The sequence below is a fragment of the Streptomyces sp. BL1 genome, from assembly GCF_057628045.1.
This window is the reverse complement of record NZ_JBXYWZ010000002.1, coordinates 7,274,778-7,290,731: the sequence shown is the minus strand read 5'-3', so window position 1 is coordinate 7,290,731 and position 15,954 is coordinate 7,274,778. Positions and strand designations below refer to the sequence as shown.

14 protein-coding genes are annotated in these 15,954 nt (G+C 71.1%); 10 read left to right on the top strand and 4 right to left on the bottom strand.

The genetic code is table 11. From position 1 onward, the window contains the following. The first annotated feature begins 181 nt into the window (after window positions 1-181). Window positions 182-1,627: an amino acid permease gene (locus tag AC3AGO_RS32050; protein WP_487824890.1), complete on the top strand. Its 1,446-nt coding sequence runs from the start codon at window positions 182-184 to the stop codon at window positions 1,625-1,627. 100 nt (window positions 1,628-1,727) lie between these two features. Here AC3AGO_RS32050 and AC3AGO_RS32045 read toward each other — a convergent pair whose 3' ends face one another. Beyond that, window positions 1,728-3,437 carry a hypothetical protein gene (locus tag AC3AGO_RS32045; protein WP_487823774.1) on the bottom strand — a complete coding sequence of 570 codons (1,710 nt, stop codon included), beginning with the start codon at window positions 3,435-3,437 and terminating at the stop codon, window positions 1,728-1,730. A 61-nt stretch (window positions 3,438-3,498) separates the two neighbouring features. Further along, on the bottom strand, window positions 3,499-4,212 hold the full coding sequence (locus tag AC3AGO_RS32040; RefSeq protein ID WP_487823773.1) for an alpha/beta fold hydrolase: 714 nt from the start codon (window positions 4,210-4,212) through the stop codon (window positions 3,499-3,501). A gap of 38 nt (window positions 4,213-4,250) precedes the next feature. Here AC3AGO_RS32040 and AC3AGO_RS32035 point away from each other — a divergent pair, with 38 nt between their 5' ends. Together AC3AGO_RS32035 and AC3AGO_RS32030 are read left to right on the top strand one after the other, a co-directional pair. Continuing rightward, window positions 4,251-4,583 (top strand): ABATE domain-containing protein, encoded by a 333-nt coding sequence (locus AC3AGO_RS32035; protein ID WP_487824889.1) that lies wholly within the window; start codon window positions 4,251-4,253, stop codon window positions 4,581-4,583. Next, window positions 4,514-4,774 (top strand): CGNR zinc finger domain-containing protein, encoded by a 261-nt coding sequence (locus tag AC3AGO_RS32030; protein ID WP_487823772.1) that lies wholly within the window; start codon window positions 4,514-4,516, stop codon window positions 4,772-4,774. Before AC3AGO_RS32035 ends, AC3AGO_RS32030 begins: the two co-directional genes overlap by 70 nt. 36 nt (window positions 4,775-4,810) lie before the next feature. Here the strand turns inward: AC3AGO_RS32030 and AC3AGO_RS32025 are convergent, their stop codons facing one another. Further along, the gene (locus AC3AGO_RS32025; RefSeq protein WP_487823771.1) at window positions 4,811-5,752 is read right to left on the bottom strand and encodes a LysR family transcriptional regulator; all 942 of its coding nucleotides are present in this window, start codon (window positions 5,750-5,752) and stop codon (window positions 4,811-4,813) included. Window positions 5,753-5,909: 157 nt separating this feature from the next. Here AC3AGO_RS32025 and AC3AGO_RS32020 point away from each other — a divergent pair, with 157 nt between their 5' ends. From AC3AGO_RS32020 to AC3AGO_RS31990, 7 genes are all read left to right on the top strand, one after another. Then, complete coding sequence (locus tag AC3AGO_RS32020) at window positions 5,910-6,605, top strand: type 1 glutamine amidotransferase domain-containing protein (RefSeq protein WP_487823770.1); 696 nt, start codon at window positions 5,910-5,912, stop codon at window positions 6,603-6,605. 5 nt (window positions 6,606-6,610) lie between these two features. Continuing rightward, on the top strand, window positions 6,611-7,186 hold the full coding sequence (locus AC3AGO_RS32015) for a TetR/AcrR family transcriptional regulator (protein WP_487823769.1): 576 nt from the start codon (window positions 6,611-6,613) through the stop codon (window positions 7,184-7,186). A gap of 163 nt (window positions 7,187-7,349) precedes the next feature. Beyond that, window positions 7,350-8,954: a PucR family transcriptional regulator gene (locus AC3AGO_RS32010; RefSeq protein ID WP_487823768.1), complete on the top strand. Its 1,605-nt coding sequence runs from the start codon at window positions 7,350-7,352 to the stop codon at window positions 8,952-8,954. Window positions 8,955-9,063: 109 nt separating this feature from the next. After that, window positions 9,064-9,942 carry a nitrilase-related carbon-nitrogen hydrolase gene (locus AC3AGO_RS32005; protein ID WP_487823767.1) on the top strand — a complete coding sequence of 293 codons (879 nt, stop codon included), beginning with the start codon at window positions 9,064-9,066 and terminating at the stop codon, window positions 9,940-9,942. Window positions 9,943-9,964: 22 nt separating this feature from the next. After that, a complete protein-coding gene (gene hydA / locus AC3AGO_RS32000; RefSeq protein ID WP_487823766.1) occupies window positions 9,965-11,371 on the top strand; it encodes a dihydropyrimidinase in 1,407 nt (468 codons plus the stop codon). A 44-nt stretch (window positions 11,372-11,415) separates the two neighbouring features. Then, window positions 11,416-12,429: a TIGR03842 family LLM class F420-dependent oxidoreductase gene (locus tag AC3AGO_RS31995; protein WP_487823765.1), complete on the top strand. Its 1,014-nt coding sequence runs from the start codon at window positions 11,416-11,418 to the stop codon at window positions 12,427-12,429. A gap of 187 nt (window positions 12,430-12,616) precedes the next feature. Further along, complete coding sequence (locus AC3AGO_RS31990) at window positions 12,617-14,029, top strand: MFS transporter (protein ID WP_487823764.1); 1,413 nt, start codon at window positions 12,617-12,619, stop codon at window positions 14,027-14,029. 290 nt (window positions 14,030-14,319) lie between these two features. Here the strand turns inward: AC3AGO_RS31990 and AC3AGO_RS31985 are convergent, their stop codons facing one another. After that, on the bottom strand, window positions 14,320-15,942 hold the full coding sequence (locus AC3AGO_RS31985) for an AbgT family transporter (RefSeq protein ID WP_487823763.1): 1,623 nt from the start codon (window positions 15,940-15,942) through the stop codon (window positions 14,320-14,322). Between the last annotated feature and the right edge of the window lie 12 nt (window positions 15,943-15,954).

The following is a 15,954-nucleotide window of genomic DNA, read 5'->3' as shown; positions in this document are numbered from 1 at the left end:
CCCCCTTTCCGTGCGGCGACACGTGTGCTTAGGATCCCGGTCACCGAACGGCCATATCAGCGAGAAAGATGAGTCGCCGTCATCGGCTCGCCGCGACTCCGGAGGAGCGCGCGGCCTTCCGCAGAGCGCACGAACGGGCATGCCGCCATGCCCTGAACTCCGTCGAATGTCGAAGGAATCCATGAACGCGCAGCCGACGACCACGGCAGAGGTCTCTGCCACAGAACCGGGGCAGCAAGACGGCTCCGGTGGACTGCAGGCCGGCCTCAAGAACCGCCATCTGTCCATGATCGCCATCGCCGGTGTCATCGGCGCCGGCCTGTTCGTCGGATCCGGGTCCGGCATCGCCGCCGCGGGACCCGGCATCCTCCTGTCCTACGCCCTGGTCGGCATGATGGTCGTCTTCGTGATGCGGATGCTGGGCGAGATGTCCGCTGCCGACCCCGCCTCCGGCTCCTTCTCCGCCTACGCCGACCGGGCGTTGGGCCGCTGGGCGGGCTTCTCCATCGGCTGGCTCTACTGGTTCTTCTGGGTCGTGGTGCTCGCCGTCGAGGCCACCGCGGGCGCCGCCATCCTCGCCGGCTGGATGCCGGCCGTACCGCAGTGGGCCTGGGCGCTGATCGTGATGGCGGTGCTGACCGGCACCAACCTGATCTCGGTGGGCTCGTTCGGCGAGTTCGAGTTCTGGTTCGCGGGCATCAAGGTCGTCGCGATCGCGGGGTTCATCGTGGTCGGCGGGCTCGCCGTGTTCGGCCTGCTGCCGGGCGTGGACACGCAGTCGGCGTCGCTGTCCCACCTCACCTCGCACGGCGGGTTCCTGCCGAACGGCCCGGGCAGCATCCTCACCGGCGTGCTGCTCGTCGTGTTCTCGTTCATGGGCAGTGAGATCGTCACCCTCGCCGCGGGCGAGTCCCCCGATCCGCGGCGCGCGGTCGTCAAGGCCACCAACAGCGTCATCTGGCGCGTGACCGTGTTCTACCTCGGCTCCATCTTCGTCGTGCTGTGCCTGGTGCCGTGGAACTCCGACTCCCTGACGGAGAAGGGCAGTTACGTCGCGGCGCTCGACGCGCTCGCCATCCCGCACGCGGGCCAGATCATGAACGTGATCGTGCTGACCGCTGTGCTCTCCTGTCTCAACTCGGGCCTCTACACCGCCTCCCGCATGGCGTTCTCGCTCGGGCAGCGCGGCGACGCGCCGCGTGCCTTCGCCCGCACGAACAAGCGGGGCGTGCCGCAGGCGGCGATCCTCTCCTCGGTCCTGTTCGGCTTCGTCGCCGTCTTCTTCAACTACGAGTGGCCCGACACGGTCTTCGCGTTCCTCGTCAACTCCTCCGGTGCTGTGGCCCTGTTCGTCTGGCTCGTCATCTGCTTCACGCAGCTCCGCATGCGGCGCATCGTGCTGCGGGACGCGCCGGAGAAGCTCGTCGTCCGCATGTGGCTGTTCCCGTACCTGACGTGGGCGACGATCGGGATGATCTCGTTCATCCTGGTCTACATGCTCACCGACCCGGACGCCCGCGAGCAGTTGGTGCTGTCGCTGCTCGTCGCCGTGCTCGTGGTGGCCGTCGCGCTCGTACGCGACCGGCTCGCCAAGCGCCGCCGCGAGGACGCGCCCACCCGCTCGTAGCCGCCCCACCTTCGCGCAACCCCCGGCCCCGCAGGCGCACTTGGCGCCTGCGGGGCCGTTCGTGTCACGGCGCCGGAGTGCCGCGCTCGCTCGCTCCCGTTCAGCAGCAGTCTGTTCCGCCGTCGTCGAACGCGCTCAGCCGGCAGAAGCAGGAGGCGGAGATGGCGACGTCCGCCGTGGCGACGGCGATGTCACGCTGGAGGGTGATCTGCCGGGCCTCGTCGTGCCTGCCGAGCCTGGTGAGGCACTCGTGCAGCCCGTGCAGGCTCCACACGTTCTGGGGGTGGGTGCGCCGCCGGGACAGGGTCCGGTCGAGGCAGAGGTCGGCGCGGTAGATACCGGCGGCTTCCTCGATCCGTTCCTGTTCCATCAGGAGTGCCGCGTAGGCGTGCCGGACGGGCTGGAGCCAGGCCGGCGGGTCCGTGTACGGGAGGGCGTCCTCGAGTTCGATCGCGCGGCGCAGCGCGGCGAACGCCTCCTCGATGTTGCCCTTGCGGTACTCCAGTTCACCGTCGAGCATGCCGGCCGCGACCTTGAGGACGTCGGTCTCCTTGGCGGGTACGGCATTCCACCGGCTCTCGGGCACGGTGGCGCGGGCGGCGGTGAATTCGGCGCGGGCGGCCTCGGCCTCGGGTATGCGGCCGAGTGCGGCGAAGGCGATGCCTCGGGCGTAGTGGATCATCGCGGTGGTCGAGCAGAACAGCTTCTCGTCCTGCGGGAGTTCCAGAGCGAGGATGTCGTGCCAGCGGCCGAAGCGGATCAGCGCGTGCGGGAGCGTGGTGCGGTAGGTCTCGACGAGATCGGCCATCGGGGGTGTGGTGGGCCGGAGCACCTCGGGGGTGATGAGTTCGTCGAGCCGGCGGGCCGCCTCCAGGGCTTCGTGCGACTTGCCGGCCATCATCGCGCCGTAGGACCGCACGCACAGATTGTGCACGCGGTAGGCCCAGTACCAGCCGCTGGGGTTCTCGCGGGCGAAGTACCTGTCGTCCGCGGCGGCCGCGTCGCCGTTGGAGTCGACCACGCGGCGCCAGTCGCCGCAGGCGGCGTCGATGTGGGTGGCCATGTGCGCCATGTGCCCGCCGTCCGGGGCCGCATGGCGCAGCCGGTCGGCCGCGGGAAGGGCGGCCTCGGGGTGGGGGGACATCTCCATCAGGTGGATGTACAGGTGGTTCAGAGCCGGGTGCTTGCCGCTGCCGGTCCTGGCCAGCGCGTTCTCGATCACCTCGCGGGCCTCGACGGTGCCGTAGCCCACCGGTTCCCCGCTGTCCAGGTCCCACAGAGCGCGGGGGCTGACGCACATCAGCGCGTCGGCGAAGAGTGCCGCCGCGTCCGGATCCTCGCTGTGGGCCCGGTGGACCGGGCGCATCGCTTCGGCATAGGCGACGTCGAGCCGGTGGAATTCTTCCGGCGTCCCGGGCACGGTGTCGGCTCGGAAGCGGGCGGCGAGGGCTTCGACGAGGCCCTGTTCGAACGGCGTGGCGTGCCGGGATGCCGTACGGGCCCGCTCCAGCGAGGCATGCGCGCGGGCGAAGGCGGCCTCCAGTCCTGCGCGGTCGAACATGCGCCATGCCTTGTTGTAGTTGGGCCCCACGGCGAACGCGATGCCCCAGTGCGCCATGGCGCACTCCGGGTCGTGGTGGACGGCCTTCTCGAAGCAGCGGACCGCCTCCTCGTGGTTGAAGCAGTACGCCCACAACAGGCCCCTGTCGAACCACAGTTGCGCGTCATCGGACGAGGTCGTCACTCGGCGGCGGTGCTCACCGAGGTCGTAATAGGTGTCGGGCACGGTGTCGTCACAGGTGTCGGGCACGGTGCGGAACTCCGATCGGCTGGCGTGCTGGTGCCGGTCCGGCTGAGGCCGGCGGGGGCGGTCAGGTCCGGTTGCGGTCGAGGAAGTCCGCGATGAGCGGGGCGATTTCCGGCAGGTGGGTGTCGAGGGCGAAATGGCCGGTGTCGAGGAGATGGAGTTCGGCGTCGGGCAGGTCACGCAGGTAGGCGCGGGCTCCGGGTTCGGTGAAGAAGGGGTCGTTGCGCCCCCAGGTGATGAGGGTGGGCGGGGTGTGCCGGCGCAGCCACGCCTGCCAACGGCCGTAGCGCGCGATGTTGGCGGGGTAGTCGAAGAACAGGGCGAGTTGGGCTTCCTTGCGGCCCGGCAGATCCAGGAAGTGCTGGTCGAGGGTCCAGCCGTCCGGGGCGATCGGGGCCGTGTCGGCGACGCCCGTCTCGTACTGCATGCGGGTGCCCTCCAGGGTGAGGAAGCCCCGGAGGGTGTCCTCGGCGCCGGGCTCCTCGGGGCTCAGGGTGAGGATGCCGCGGGCGGCGTCCGAGAGCCCGTCCTCGTACGCGTTGCCGTTCTGCGTGATCAGTCCCGCGATCCACTCGGGGTGACGTTCGGCGAGGCGGAAGCCGACGGGCGCGCCGAAGTCGAAGACGTACATCACGAACCGCTCCAGGCCCAGCTGTTGGAGGAAGCCTTCGGTGATGTCGGCGAGCCGGTCGAACGAGTGGGTGAAATCGTCCGGCGTCTCGGTGTGTCCGAACCCGGGAAGGTCCGGGGCGATCAGGCGGTACTGGGCACCCAGCACGTCGATGAGGCGCCGGAACTGGTGCGCGAGCCGCTGGCCTGGACCTGGTCAACACCCGCCCGACTATTGGCGAACTGCTCGTCACCCCGGAGGACCTCCGTCACTGGCTGGACCTGCAGGCCGAGCGGCTGCCGGAGGTGCCGGCGCGGATCACCACCGAGGAGCTGTACGCGGTGCACGCCCTGCGGGAGCACGCCGCCCGCGCCCTCGAACACGCCCGCCACGGCACCCGTCCCCCCGAGGCCGACCTCGACGCGCTCAACGAGGCGCAGCGCGCCGCGCCCGCGATCAGCGAACTCGCGTGGAACGGGACAGCGGTCACCGTGGCGCGTCGGCGCGTCGGCGCGCCGGGGCGGCGGGAGAGCGGCTGATCGCGTGGCTCGCCGAGGCCGTCGCCGCGCTGCTGGGGGACCCGGACGTCACCAGGATCCGCCAGTGCGAGGCCTGCGACTGCGTGTTGCTGTTCCTGCCGGCCCATCCGCGCCGCCGCTGGTGCTCGGCGGCCCGCTGCGGCAACCGCGCACGCGTGGCCCGGCACTACCAGCGCCACAAGGCCGACTGAGCGCAATTCCGCACGGGCCGTCGTGCCGGGTCACTGTCAGGCGTCGCGGGCCGACTGCAGGAGGTGGTCGCGTACGAGGCCGACGTGCGGGTTGGCCGAGGAGCCCGGCCGCTGCACGAGGAAGGCCGTGTTGATCGGGGCGTCGTCCGGTTCGTGGAGCAACACCAGGGCGCCGGAGGCCAGTTCGGCGGTACACAGGTAGCGGGGCAGCACGCTGAAGCCGGCGCCGCCCGCCACCGCCGCCTTCACCGCCCGCAGGTCGGGCACGGTGACGGCAGGGTCGCAGGTGAGGCGCTTGCCGAAGACGTGCCGCCAGTAGCGGCGGACGATCGGCATGTCCTCGGCGTACGAGACGAGGGGCACGCCGTGCAGTGCCGCGGGGCCCTCTGTGGCGACCCGCGAGCCGATGCGCCGCGCCCAGGACGGGGCGGCGACCAGGACGAACTCCTCGTCGGCGAGCGGCACCGAGGCCAGGGTGCGGCCGCGCGGCCGTACGGTCGCCACCACCAGATCGTGCCGCCCGGCGCGCAGCGCCTCCAGCAGATCGTCGGTGAGGCCGAAGGTGGTCCGCAGCCGTACGCCCTTGTCGATCAGCGGGGCGAGCGTGGGCAGCACGCAGTGCGAGAGGTACTCCGCCGGGCCCGCCAGATGGACGGGCTCCGCTTCGCCCTCGCCGAGCAGGCCGCCGGGCCCGCCGACCGCACCGAGCGCGTCCATCGGCTCCACGATCCGGGCCGCCAGCTCGTCCGCGAACGCGGTCGGGGCGACGCCGCGCGGCAGCCGCTCGAACAGCTCCCTGCCCAACTGCCCCTCCAGGGCGCGGATCTGCGTGGTGACCGTGGGCTGCGACAGGCCCAGCATGCGGGCGCCCGCGGTGAAGGCACCCGACCGGTACACCGCGAGGAACGTGCGCAGCAGATTGAGATCGGTCAGGCCCGCGCCGCGTCCCTGCTGCCCATTGGATTCCCTATCCGTCACATGGACGAGCCTATTGGATTCCTATGCGCGGGGAGACCTAGCGTGGGGCCATCGCCGCGCTGACACTCTGCGCACGGAGCGTCAGAGCCGTCAGAGCACCGGAAACGCCGACCGTCCCCGATCCGCACGCGGATCCGCACCCACCGGAGAACACCCCATGTCGAAGATCCTCTTCGTGATGACCGGCGTCGACTACTGGACGCTCGCCGACGGCACCCGTCACCCCACCGGTTTCTGGGCCGAGGAGGCCGTCGCCCCGTACGAGGCGTTCACCGCCGCGGGCCACGAGATCACCGTCGCCACCCCCGGCGGCGTCGTGCCCACCGTCGACCGGGGCAGCCTCGCCGCCGAGGCCAACGGCGGCCAGGAGAACGCCGACCGCATCGCGAACACCCTCGCCTCGATCACCGAAATGCAGTCCCCGGTGAAGCTGGAGGACGTACGCCTCGACGACTACGCCGCCGTCTTCTACCCCGGCGGCCACGGCCCGATGGAGGACCTGGCCGTCAACGCCGACTCCGGCGAACTGCTCACCCGCACCCTGGAGTCGGGCAAGCCGCTCGGTGTGGTCTGCCACGCCCCGGCCGCGATGCTCGCCGCGACGAAGGCCGACGGCGGCAACACCTTCGCCGGCTACGACGTGGCCGCGTTCACCAACGCAGAGGAGGCCCAGGCCGGCCTCGCCGACCAGGCGAAGTGGCTCCTCCAGGACCGCCTCGCCGAGGCCGGCGTGAACGTCGGGGAAGGCGAGCCCTGGGCGCCGTACGTGGTCGTCGACCGCAACCTGGTCACCGGCCAGAACCCGGCCTCCTCCGCGCCGCTCGCCGCCGAAATGCTCAAGAAGCTGGCCTGAACGGCATGGCCACCGACCGGCTCGACGAGGTCCTCGACGCCACGTACGACTGCCTGACCAGGTACGGCGTACGGCGCACCACGATGGACGACATCGCAGGCGCCATGGGCGTGTCCCGGTCGGCGGTCTACCAGTACGTCCGCAACAAGGACGACGCCTTCCGACGGCTCGCCGGGCGCCTGCACGACCAGGCGCTCGCGCGGGCCCGGGAGGCGGCGGACGCGGACGCCCCGTACGCCGAGCGCCTGCGGGGCGTGCTGGCCGCCAAGCTCGGCCTGGTCCTCGAACTGTCCGGCGACTCCCCGCACACCGCCGAACTCCTCGACGACAAGGCCCGGTTGTGCGGCGACATCTGCACCGCCTTCACCGCGGAGCTGCGGCGCCTGCTCCTCTCCCTCTTCGGCGAAGCGGGCACCGTCTCCGGCGTCGACCCCGCCGAAGCCGCCGACATCTGCCTCGCCCTCGTCACCGGCCTCGAATCGGTGGCCGACGGACGGCAGTTGCTCACCCCCGCCACCACGGCCCTCCTCACCGGCCTCCTCGGCACCCCGGCCGGAACCCCGCACGCCGGGCACGCCTGAAGGCCGCCGCGCGTCGCACTCCTTGGCCCCGTGCCCCCGCCACGGCATGCTGAGCGGCACACGAGGTGATCACCGCACGAGCGTGCCGCGCGTCGCCCCGCCGCCGGCAACGGCCTCTCCGCTGCCGGTTCCGGCGGCGACGGAGGCCGGGAAGGAGGCGCCGATGACCACCGTGCCCGCGCCCGGACACACCCTGTCCGTACGCCAGATACTCGCCCTGGAGCGCATCGCGGCCGGCGAGCCGGAGGTGGTGGCCGGCGCCGACCACCTCGACCGTCCCGTCCGCTGGGTGCACGTCGCCGAGGCGGCCGACGTCGGCGTCATGCTCAGCGGCGGCGAGATGGTCCTCACGACGGGCGTGCTGCTCGCCGACGACGTCCGCAGCCAGACCGCGTACATCGACGCCCTGCACCGCGCCGAGGCGGCGGCCCTCGTGCTGGGGCTCGGCCGGGCGTTCCCCGCGGCCCCTGAGCCCATGCGGCGGGCCGCCGAACGGTACGGGCTGCCGATGGTCGTGCTCCACCGCCCGTTCCCCTTCGCTGAGTTGACGGAGGAGGTCCAGTCCCGGCTCGTACGGCGGAAGTTCGCCGCGGTCAGCCTCTCCGAGGGCATCCGTACGGCGCTGACCGGGCTCATCACGGCCGGTGCGCCCCTGCAACAGCTGCTCGACGAGGTCGCCTCGCACAGCGCCTGCCCGGTCGTCGTCACCAACCTCGCCCACCGCGTACTGGCCACCGCGGGTGAACGGCCCGCCGTGGACGACGTGTTGCGCGACTGGGACCGCATCACGCGGCAGCCGGGCGGGGTCGACGGCGAGGGGTGGATCCGCACCGACCTCGGCGGCCGGGGGGAACGCTGGGGTTCGGTCGTGCTGTGCGGGTACCGCGGCGACGATCCGTCCGGGCGGGTGCTCGCCGAGCGCACCGCCGAGGCCCTCGTGCTGCACCGGCTGCTCTCCGGCCCGGGCGCCAGCTGGGAGGAGCAGTCCGCGCAGTCCCTGCTCGCCGACCTGGTCTCCGGGGCCGTTCCGGCGCGTCAGCTGCTGCCCCGCGCCCGCGCCGCGGGCCTTCCGGTGAACCGGCGCACCTTCGTACCCCTGGTCGTACGGGACGGCGACCCGGCTCAACTGGACCGGGTTCTGCGCCTGCTGGACCTGCCGGGGCTCGTCGCCGACCTGGCCGAGCGCTCCACCGCCGTCTTGCTCAGCCTCCCCCGCGACCAGCCCGCCGACCCGCTCACCGCGCACTTCGCCGCGAGGCTGCGCGCAGAGACGGGCGAGCGCGCGGGGGCGGGCGGGACCGGTGAACGGGCCGGTACGGGCGAGCCGGCCGTCGTCGCCGCCGGCCCCGTCTGCACCGGCTGGGCGGACGTGCCCGGAGGGCTGCGCGAGGCGCTGCACGTCGCCGACGCCGCGGCCGGCGCGCCGCCCCACCTGCCGACGCCGCCGGTCGTACGGCTCCGCGACGTACGGCTGCGGGGCCTGGTGCGGCTGTTGCGCGACGACCCGCGCGTACAGTCCTTCGCGGAGCGGGAGTTGGAGGGGCTGCTGCGCTCCGACGGCGCGGACGGGCTGCTCCCGGTGCTGCGCACCTATCTCGCCACGGGCCGCAACAAGTCGCGGACCGCGGAGCTCCACCACATGAGCCGGCCGGCGCTCTACCGGCGGCTGGAGGCCGTCGAGTCGCTGCTCGGCGTCGGCCTGGACGACTTCGAGCAGGCCGTGTCGGTGCACATCGCGCTCCTCGCGTACGACGCTCAGCGCGCGTGACAGCGTGCAACGCGATGCGGCCGGGGACGTGACACGCTGCGACTCGGCCGCCGGGGCCGGGGTTCCTATCGTCGTGGGCTTACCCGAACCCCGCTGAGCTGGAGGTCCGATGAGTTCCGCGAGTCCGATGAGTTCCGCGAGTCCGACGAGTTCCGTGATCCGCGCCGCCGTGTTCCAGACCGCCTGGACGGGCGACAAGGAATCGATGATCAAGGTGCACGAGCAGGCCGTCCGGGACGCCGCGGCCGAGGGCGCCCGAGTGCTGTGCTTCCAGGAGCTGTTCTACGGCCCGTACTTCTGCCAGGTGCAGGACGCGAAGTTCTACGAGTACGCCGAGGCGATCCCCGACGGGCCGACCGTACGGCGCTTCCAGGACCTGGCCCGCGAGCACCGCATCGTGCTGGTCCTGCCCATGTACGAGGAGGAGCAGCCGGGCGTCCTCTACAACACGGCGGCCGTGATCGACGCCGACGGCAGCTACCTGGGCAAGTACCGCAAGACGCATCTGCCGCAGGTGGAGGGGTTCTGGGAGAAGTTCTACTTCCGCCCGGGCAACAGCGGCTGGCCCGTGTTCGACACCGCCGTCGGCAAGGTCGGCGTCTACATCTGCTACGACCGGCACTTCCCGGAGGGCTGGCGCGCGCTCGGCCTGGAAGGCGCGCAGATCGTGTTCAACCCGTCGGCCACCAGCCGCGGCCTGTCCCGCTATCTGTGGGAGCTGGAGCAGCCGGCCGCGGCCGTCGCCAACGAGTATTTCGTCGGCGCCATCAACCGGGTCGGCGTGGAGGAGCACGGCGACAACGACTTCTACGGCACCTCGTACTTCGTCGACCCCGAGGGTCAGTACGTGGGCGAGCCGGCCGACGACAAGGCGCCCGAACTCGTCGTCCGCGACCTGGACATGGCGAAGCTGCGCGAGGTCCGGGACCGCTGGCAGTTCTACCGCGACCGTGCCCCGCAGGCGTACGAGCCGCTGACCCGCCCCTGAACACCGGCCTCTGGAGGAGAACATGAGCTCCGCCCGTACCGTCATCCGCGGCGGTCTCGTCGTCACTGCCGCCGACGAGATGCACGCCGACGTCCTCGTCGAGGACGGCCGTGTCGCGGCCCTCGCCACGAGCGGCAGCGAGAGCGCCGCTTCCTGGTCGGACGCGAAGGTCATCGACGCCCGGGGCAAGTACGTCATCCCGGGCGGCATCGACGCGCACACCCACATGGAGATGCCGTTCGGCGGCACGTTCGCCGCCGACACCTTCGAGACCGGCACCCGCGCGGCGGCCTGGGGCGGCACCACCACCATCGTCGACTTCGCCATCCAGGCGAAGGGGCACACGCTGCGCGAGGGGCTGGACGCCTGGCACGCCAAGGCCGAGGGGCAGTGCGCCGTCGACTACGGCTTCCACATGATCGTCTCCGATGTCCACGACGAGACGCTCAAGGAGATGGACCTGCTCGTCGGTGAAGGAGTCACGTCCTTCAAGCAGTTCATGGCCTACCCGGGCGTCTTCTACTCCGACGACGGGCAGATCCTGCGCGCCATGCAGCGGGCCGCGGACAACGGCGGGCTCATGATGATGCACGCCGAGAACGGCATCGCCATCGACGTCCTGGTCGAACAGGCCCTGGCCCGGGGCGAGACGGACCCCCGCCACCACGGACAGGTCCGCAAGGCGCTGCTGGAGGCGGAGGCGACACACCGCGCGATCAAACTCGCGCAGGTCGCGGGGGCGCCGCTGTACGTCGTCCATGTGTCGGCGCAGGAAGCGGTCGCCGAGCTGGCGCGGGCACGGCGCGACGGTCTGCCGGTCTTCGGCGAGACGTGCCCGCAGTACCTGTTCCTGTCGACGGACAACCTCGCCGAGCCGGACTTCGAGGGCGCGAAGTACGTCTGCAGCACGCCGCTTCGCCCGCGGGAGCACCAGGCCGCGCTGTGGCGGGGCCTGCGGACGAACGACCTCCAGGTGGTCTCCACGGACCACTGCCCGTTCTGCTTCAGCGGACAGAAGGAGCTGGGCCGCGACGACTTCTCCAGGATCCCGAACGGCATGCCGGGCGTGGAGAACCGGATGGACCTCCTGCACCAGGCGGTCGTCGACGGGCACATCTCGCGCCGCCGCTGGATCGAGATCGCCTGCGCCGCGCCGGCCCGGATGTTCGGCCTGTACCCGAAGAAGGGCACGATCGCGCCCGGCGCGGACGCCGACATCGTCCTCTACGACCCGCACGCCGAGCAGACGGTCTCGGCGGCCACGCACCACATGAACGTCGACTACTCGGCGTACGAGGGCAAGCGGCTGACCGGACGGGTGGAGACGGTCCTGTCGCGCGGCGAACCCGTCATCACCGGGCGGGAGTTCACGGGACGCGCCGGACACGGCACGTACACGCCGCGCGACACCTGTCAGTACCTCGGCTGAGCAGCACCTCGGCTGAGCACCGCACCGCAACGAAGGGGCACTTCATGGACTTCGGACTCGTCCTCCAGACCGACCCGCCCGCCTCCGGCGTCGTGGACCTGATGAAGCGCGCGGAGGACGCCGGCTTCACGTACGGCTGGACGTTCGACTCGTGCGTGCTGTGGCAGGAGCCGTTCGTCATCTACAGCCGCATCCTCGCGGAGACCGAACGGCTCACCGTCGGCCCGATGGTGACCAACCCGTCGACACGTACGTGGGAGGTCACCGCCTCCACGTTCGCGACGCTGAACGACATGTACGGCAACCGGACCGTGTGCGGCATCGGCCGCGGCGACTCCGCGATGCGCGTCGCCGGGCGCAAGCCCAACACGCTCGCGCGGATCAGCGAGGCGATGAAGGTCATCCGCGCGCTGGGCCGCGGTGAGGAGGCCGACCTCGGCGGCACGGTGGTCCGGTTCCCGTGGGTGCGCGATGGCGCCGAACTGCCGGTGTGGATGGGCGCGTACGGGCCGAAGGCGCTGAAGATGACCGGCGAGGAGGCGGACGGCTTCATCCTCCAGCTCGCGGACCCGTTTCTCACGGAGTGGATGGTGAAGGCCGTACGGGACGCGGCGACGGCGGCGGGCCGCGACCCGTCCGACGTGAAGATCTGTGTCGCGGCGCCCGCGTACGTCACGGAGGACGACTCCCCCGGCGCTCTCGCCCACGCGCGGGAGCAGTGCCGCTGGTTCGGCGGCATGGTCGGCAACCACGTCGCGGACCTGGTGGAGAAGTACGGGCAGGACACGGCGATGGTCCCGCAGGAGCTCACGGACTACATCAAGGCCCGTTCCGGCTACGACTACGCCCACCACGGCCGCTCCGGAAACCCGGACACAGCCTTCGTCCCGGACGAGATCGTGGACCGCTTCTGCCTGATCGGCCCGCCCTCCGCGCACGTGGAGAAGCTGCGCGCACTGCGGGAGTTGGGCGTCGACCAGGTCGCCGTGTACGCGATGCACGACGCGAAGGAAGCGGTGATCGAGGCGTACGGGCGCGACGTCATCCCGGTGGCCTGACCGGCACGTCTCCGGACCTTGGAGCCGTAACACCCGTGCCCGACGGGTCAGTTGACCGTACGGGGAGGCTGCCGGCGGCGGCGCGCTGACCGGCAGCCCTCGTGCGTTTCGTCAAGCCCATCCCACCCATGTCTCACATAGTGATATTGGCCGACCGGTGCATGAGATACATGAGATCTTTGGGGGCATGTCCGCAGCAACCACCAGCCCAGACCGGAGACCCGTCAACCCGCGATCCCGCGTGCTCATCGCGAGCCTCATCGGCACGACGATCGAGTTCTACGACTTCTACGTCTACGCGACCGCCGCGGTACTGGTCTTCCCCGCGCTCTTCTTCCCGAGCAGCGACCCGACCACCGCCCTGCTGTCCTCCTTCGCGGTATTCGGTGCCGCGATGGTCGCCCGCCCGATCGGCGCGATCGTCTTCGGACACCTCGGCGACCGTCTCGGCCGCAAGGGCACCCTGGTGGTATCGCTGCTCACGATGGGCATCGCCACGTTCCTCATCGGCGTGCTGCCCACGTACGCGCAGGCCGGCTGGATCGCCACCGCGCTGCTGGTGCTGATGCGGATCGCGCAGGGCTTCGCGCTCGGCGGCGAGTGGAGCGGCGCGGCGCTGGTCGCCACCGAGAACGCACCGAAGGGCAAGCGCGCCCTGTACGGCACGTTCCCGCAGCTGGGCGCCCCGCTGGGCTTCATCCTCGGCAACGGCCTCTTCCTGCTCATCGGCGCCCTGCTGCCGTCGGCGGCCGGCGCCGACCCCTCGCAGCCCTCCGAGGCCTTCCTCAGCTGGGGCTGGCGCATCCCGTTCCTGTTCTCCGCGGTGATGGTCGTCATCGGCCTGTGGGTGCGGATGCGCCTCCACGAGTCGGAGACCTTCACCAAGACCCGTGACACGGGCAAGGTGCGGAAGCTGCCGCTGGCCACCGTCTTCAGCAACAACTGGAAGCAGCTGCTGCTCGGCACCTTCGCCATGCTCGCGACGTACGTGCTCTTCTACCTGATGACCACGTTCTCGCTGAGCTACGGGCGTGCCGCCACCGACGCCCCCGTGCCCGGACTGGGGTACAGCTACACCACGTTCGTCCTGATGATGATCTTCGGCGTGCTGTTCTTCGCCGTGTTCACCCTCGTCTCGGGCCCGCTCGCCGACAAGTACGGCCGGCGCATCACCCTGATCTGGATCACCGCCGCGATCGTGGTGTTCGGCCTCGTGTGGGTGCCGCTGCTCGGCCTGGGCACGCTCGGCGTGGTGCTGTGGCTGGTGCTCGGCTTCACCCTGATGGGCATGACCTTCGGCCCGATGGGCGCGCTGCTGCCCGAGCTCTTCCCGACGAGCGTGCGCTACACCGGCTCCGGCATCGCGTACAACGTCGCCTCGATCCTCGGCGCGGCCGTCGCGCCGTTCATCGCGGTGGCGCTGTGGGAGGCCGCCGACGGCTCACCGTGGCTGGTCGGCGTCTACCTCTCCTCGATGGCCGTCCTCACGCTGATCGCGCTCCTGCTCGGCAAGGAGACCAAGGACATCTCCCTCGACGACGAGAGCTCCGCGACGGCCCAGGAAGAAACCCCCGAGTCGATCACCTCCCCAACAAGCTGACCAACACCCCCGGAAACGGCCCCCCTTCACGTGAGGGGGGCCGTTTTGCGCCCCGACAGGGGCGCGGGGCTGTACTCAGCGGGGGACGACCCCCGCACCCCCAGCCGGAGAACACGCCCCGACAGGGGCGCGGGGAACTGCGCAAACCCACAGCGCGGCCGCACCCGCAAACCCCGGCCGAGGAGAACGGCCCGGATCAGGGGCGCGGGGAACTGCGCAACAAGGGGCGCGGGGAACTGCGCAAACCACAGCGCGAGCCGCAGCCGCCGGCCCCCCTCGCAGGGCTGGACTCACCGGAGGTGGATCCCCGCCCCCGGCCCCAACGGCAGATCCGCCACGTAGAACACACCAAGCACCGTCAGCCACGCCACAAGGAACGGCACGGTGAAGATGGCCAGCCGGGACAGCAACGTGCCCAACTGCGCCGAGGGCTCGTACCGCCGCAGCAGCGCGAGAGCGAGGAAAAGGTACGGGTTCATCGGCGTGATCATCTGAGTCGCCGAGTCACCGATCCGGAACGCCGCCTGCGTGACCGCGGGTTCCAGCCCCAGCAGCATGAACGTCGGCACGAAGACCGGTGCCATGAGGGACCACAGCGCGGACCCGGAGGTGATGAAGAGGTTCAGCACGCACACCAGCAGGACGAACACCAACAGCCCGGCGAATCCCGTCAGTCCGACGGCCTTGAGCAGCGCCGCGCCCTTGACCGCCAGCAGCGTCCCCGCGTTCGACCACTCGAAGAGGCCGATGACCTGGCTGATGATGAAGATCAGCACGATGTACCCGGACATCCCCGTGACCGACTGCGCCATGATCTTCGGTACGTCGTCCGCCGACCCGAGGCTGCGCACCGTCACCCCGTACACGACGCCCACCAGCAGGAACGCCACGAACAGGATCGGCACCACCCCGTCGAGCACCGGCGAGGGCACCAGCGAACCGCCCGGGCCGCGCAGCGGACTGCCGGGCACCAGCCAAGCGGTCAGGACGACGGCGCCGTACCCGAGGACCGCGAGCAACGCGCAGAGCAGGCCCCGCTTCTGACGCGGCGTCACCTCCGTGGTCGCCTGCGGCCGCTCCGCCGCGGCCGAGGCCCCGGCGGCCGCCGCCTCCGGTTCGACGTCCGGGTCGGTGACGCCGTCGCCGGTGGGGGCGGGCAGCCGCGGCTCCAGGACACGGTCGGTGAGGAAGCCGCCGAGGAGTGCGAGAAGGACACTGGCGGTGGCGGTGAAGAAGTAGTTGACGAGGATGTGGGTGGCCACGCCGTCGACGTTGGGCAGTACGTCGGCGGCCTTCTCCGTGATCCCCACGTACAGCGCGTCCAGCGCGCCGATGGTGAAGCCCGCCGCGTAGCCCGCGCACACCGAGGCGAAGCCGCCGACGAGTCCGGCGACCGGATTGCGGCCCGCCGCCTTGAACGCGAGCGCTGCCAGCGGCGGGATGACGACGATGGCGATGTCGCTCATGAGGTGCGCCTGGCAGGCGATGAACGCCACCGCGTACGGCAGCAGCCGGGCCGGCGCGCGGGCGATGGAGATCCGGACGGCCGCCTCCAGCAGCCCGGTCCGCTCCGCGACGCCGACCGCCATCATCATCAGCAGGACCGTGCCGAGCGAGGGGAAGCCGGTGAAGTTGGGGATCAGGTTGGCGAGCAGCCAGCGGGCCCCCTCACCGGTCAGCAGCCCGTGCACCGGGAGCGTCTTGTCGTCGCCGGGGACCCGTACGGTCACGTCGGCTGCCGCGAGCGCGGTGGTGGCGAGCGCGAGCAGCGCGAAGAGGACGGTGAACAGGTAGAAGGGGTGCGGCAGTCGGTTGCCGCCACGCTCGATCAGTCCGAGTGCCCGGTCCAGGAGCCCGCCGCCCGGCGCCGCTTCGGCCGCGGCCGCGTCTCTGGCGCTGTTCTTCGTCTTCATGGTGCGCGCCTT

What these genes read in the sequence shown, in the direction of transcription:
- hydA (WP_487823766.1), top strand. Translation starts at nt 9,965, where the DNA reads ATGAGCTCCGCCCGTACCGTCATCCGCGGCGGTCTCGTCGTCACTGCC.
- AC3AGO_RS32005 (WP_487823767.1), top strand. Translation starts at nt 9,064, where the DNA reads ATGAGTTCCGCGAGTCCGATGAGTTCCGCGAGTCCGACGAGTTCCGTG.
- AC3AGO_RS32015 (WP_487823769.1), top strand. Translation starts at nt 6,611, where the DNA reads ATGGCCACCGACCGGCTCGACGAGGTCCTCGACGCCACGTACGACTGC.
- AC3AGO_RS32050 (WP_487824890.1), top strand. Translation starts at nt 182, where the DNA reads ATGAACGCGCAGCCGACGACCACGGCAGAGGTCTCTGCCACAGAACCG.
- AC3AGO_RS31990 (WP_487823764.1), top strand. Translation starts at nt 12,617, where the DNA reads ATGTCCGCAGCAACCACCAGCCCAGACCGGAGACCCGTCAACCCGCGA.
- AC3AGO_RS31995 (WP_487823765.1), top strand. Translation starts at nt 11,416, where the DNA reads ATGGACTTCGGACTCGTCCTCCAGACCGACCCGCCCGCCTCCGGCGTC.
- AC3AGO_RS32020 (WP_487823770.1), top strand. Translation starts at nt 5,910, where the DNA reads ATGTCGAAGATCCTCTTCGTGATGACCGGCGTCGACTACTGGACGCTC.
- AC3AGO_RS31985 (WP_487823763.1), bottom strand. Translation starts at nt 15,942, where the DNA reads ATGAAGACGAAGAACAGCGCCAGAGACGCGGCCGCGGCCGAAGCGGCG.
- AC3AGO_RS32010 (WP_487823768.1), top strand. Translation starts at nt 7,350, where the DNA reads ATGACCACCGTGCCCGCGCCCGGACACACCCTGTCCGTACGCCAGATA.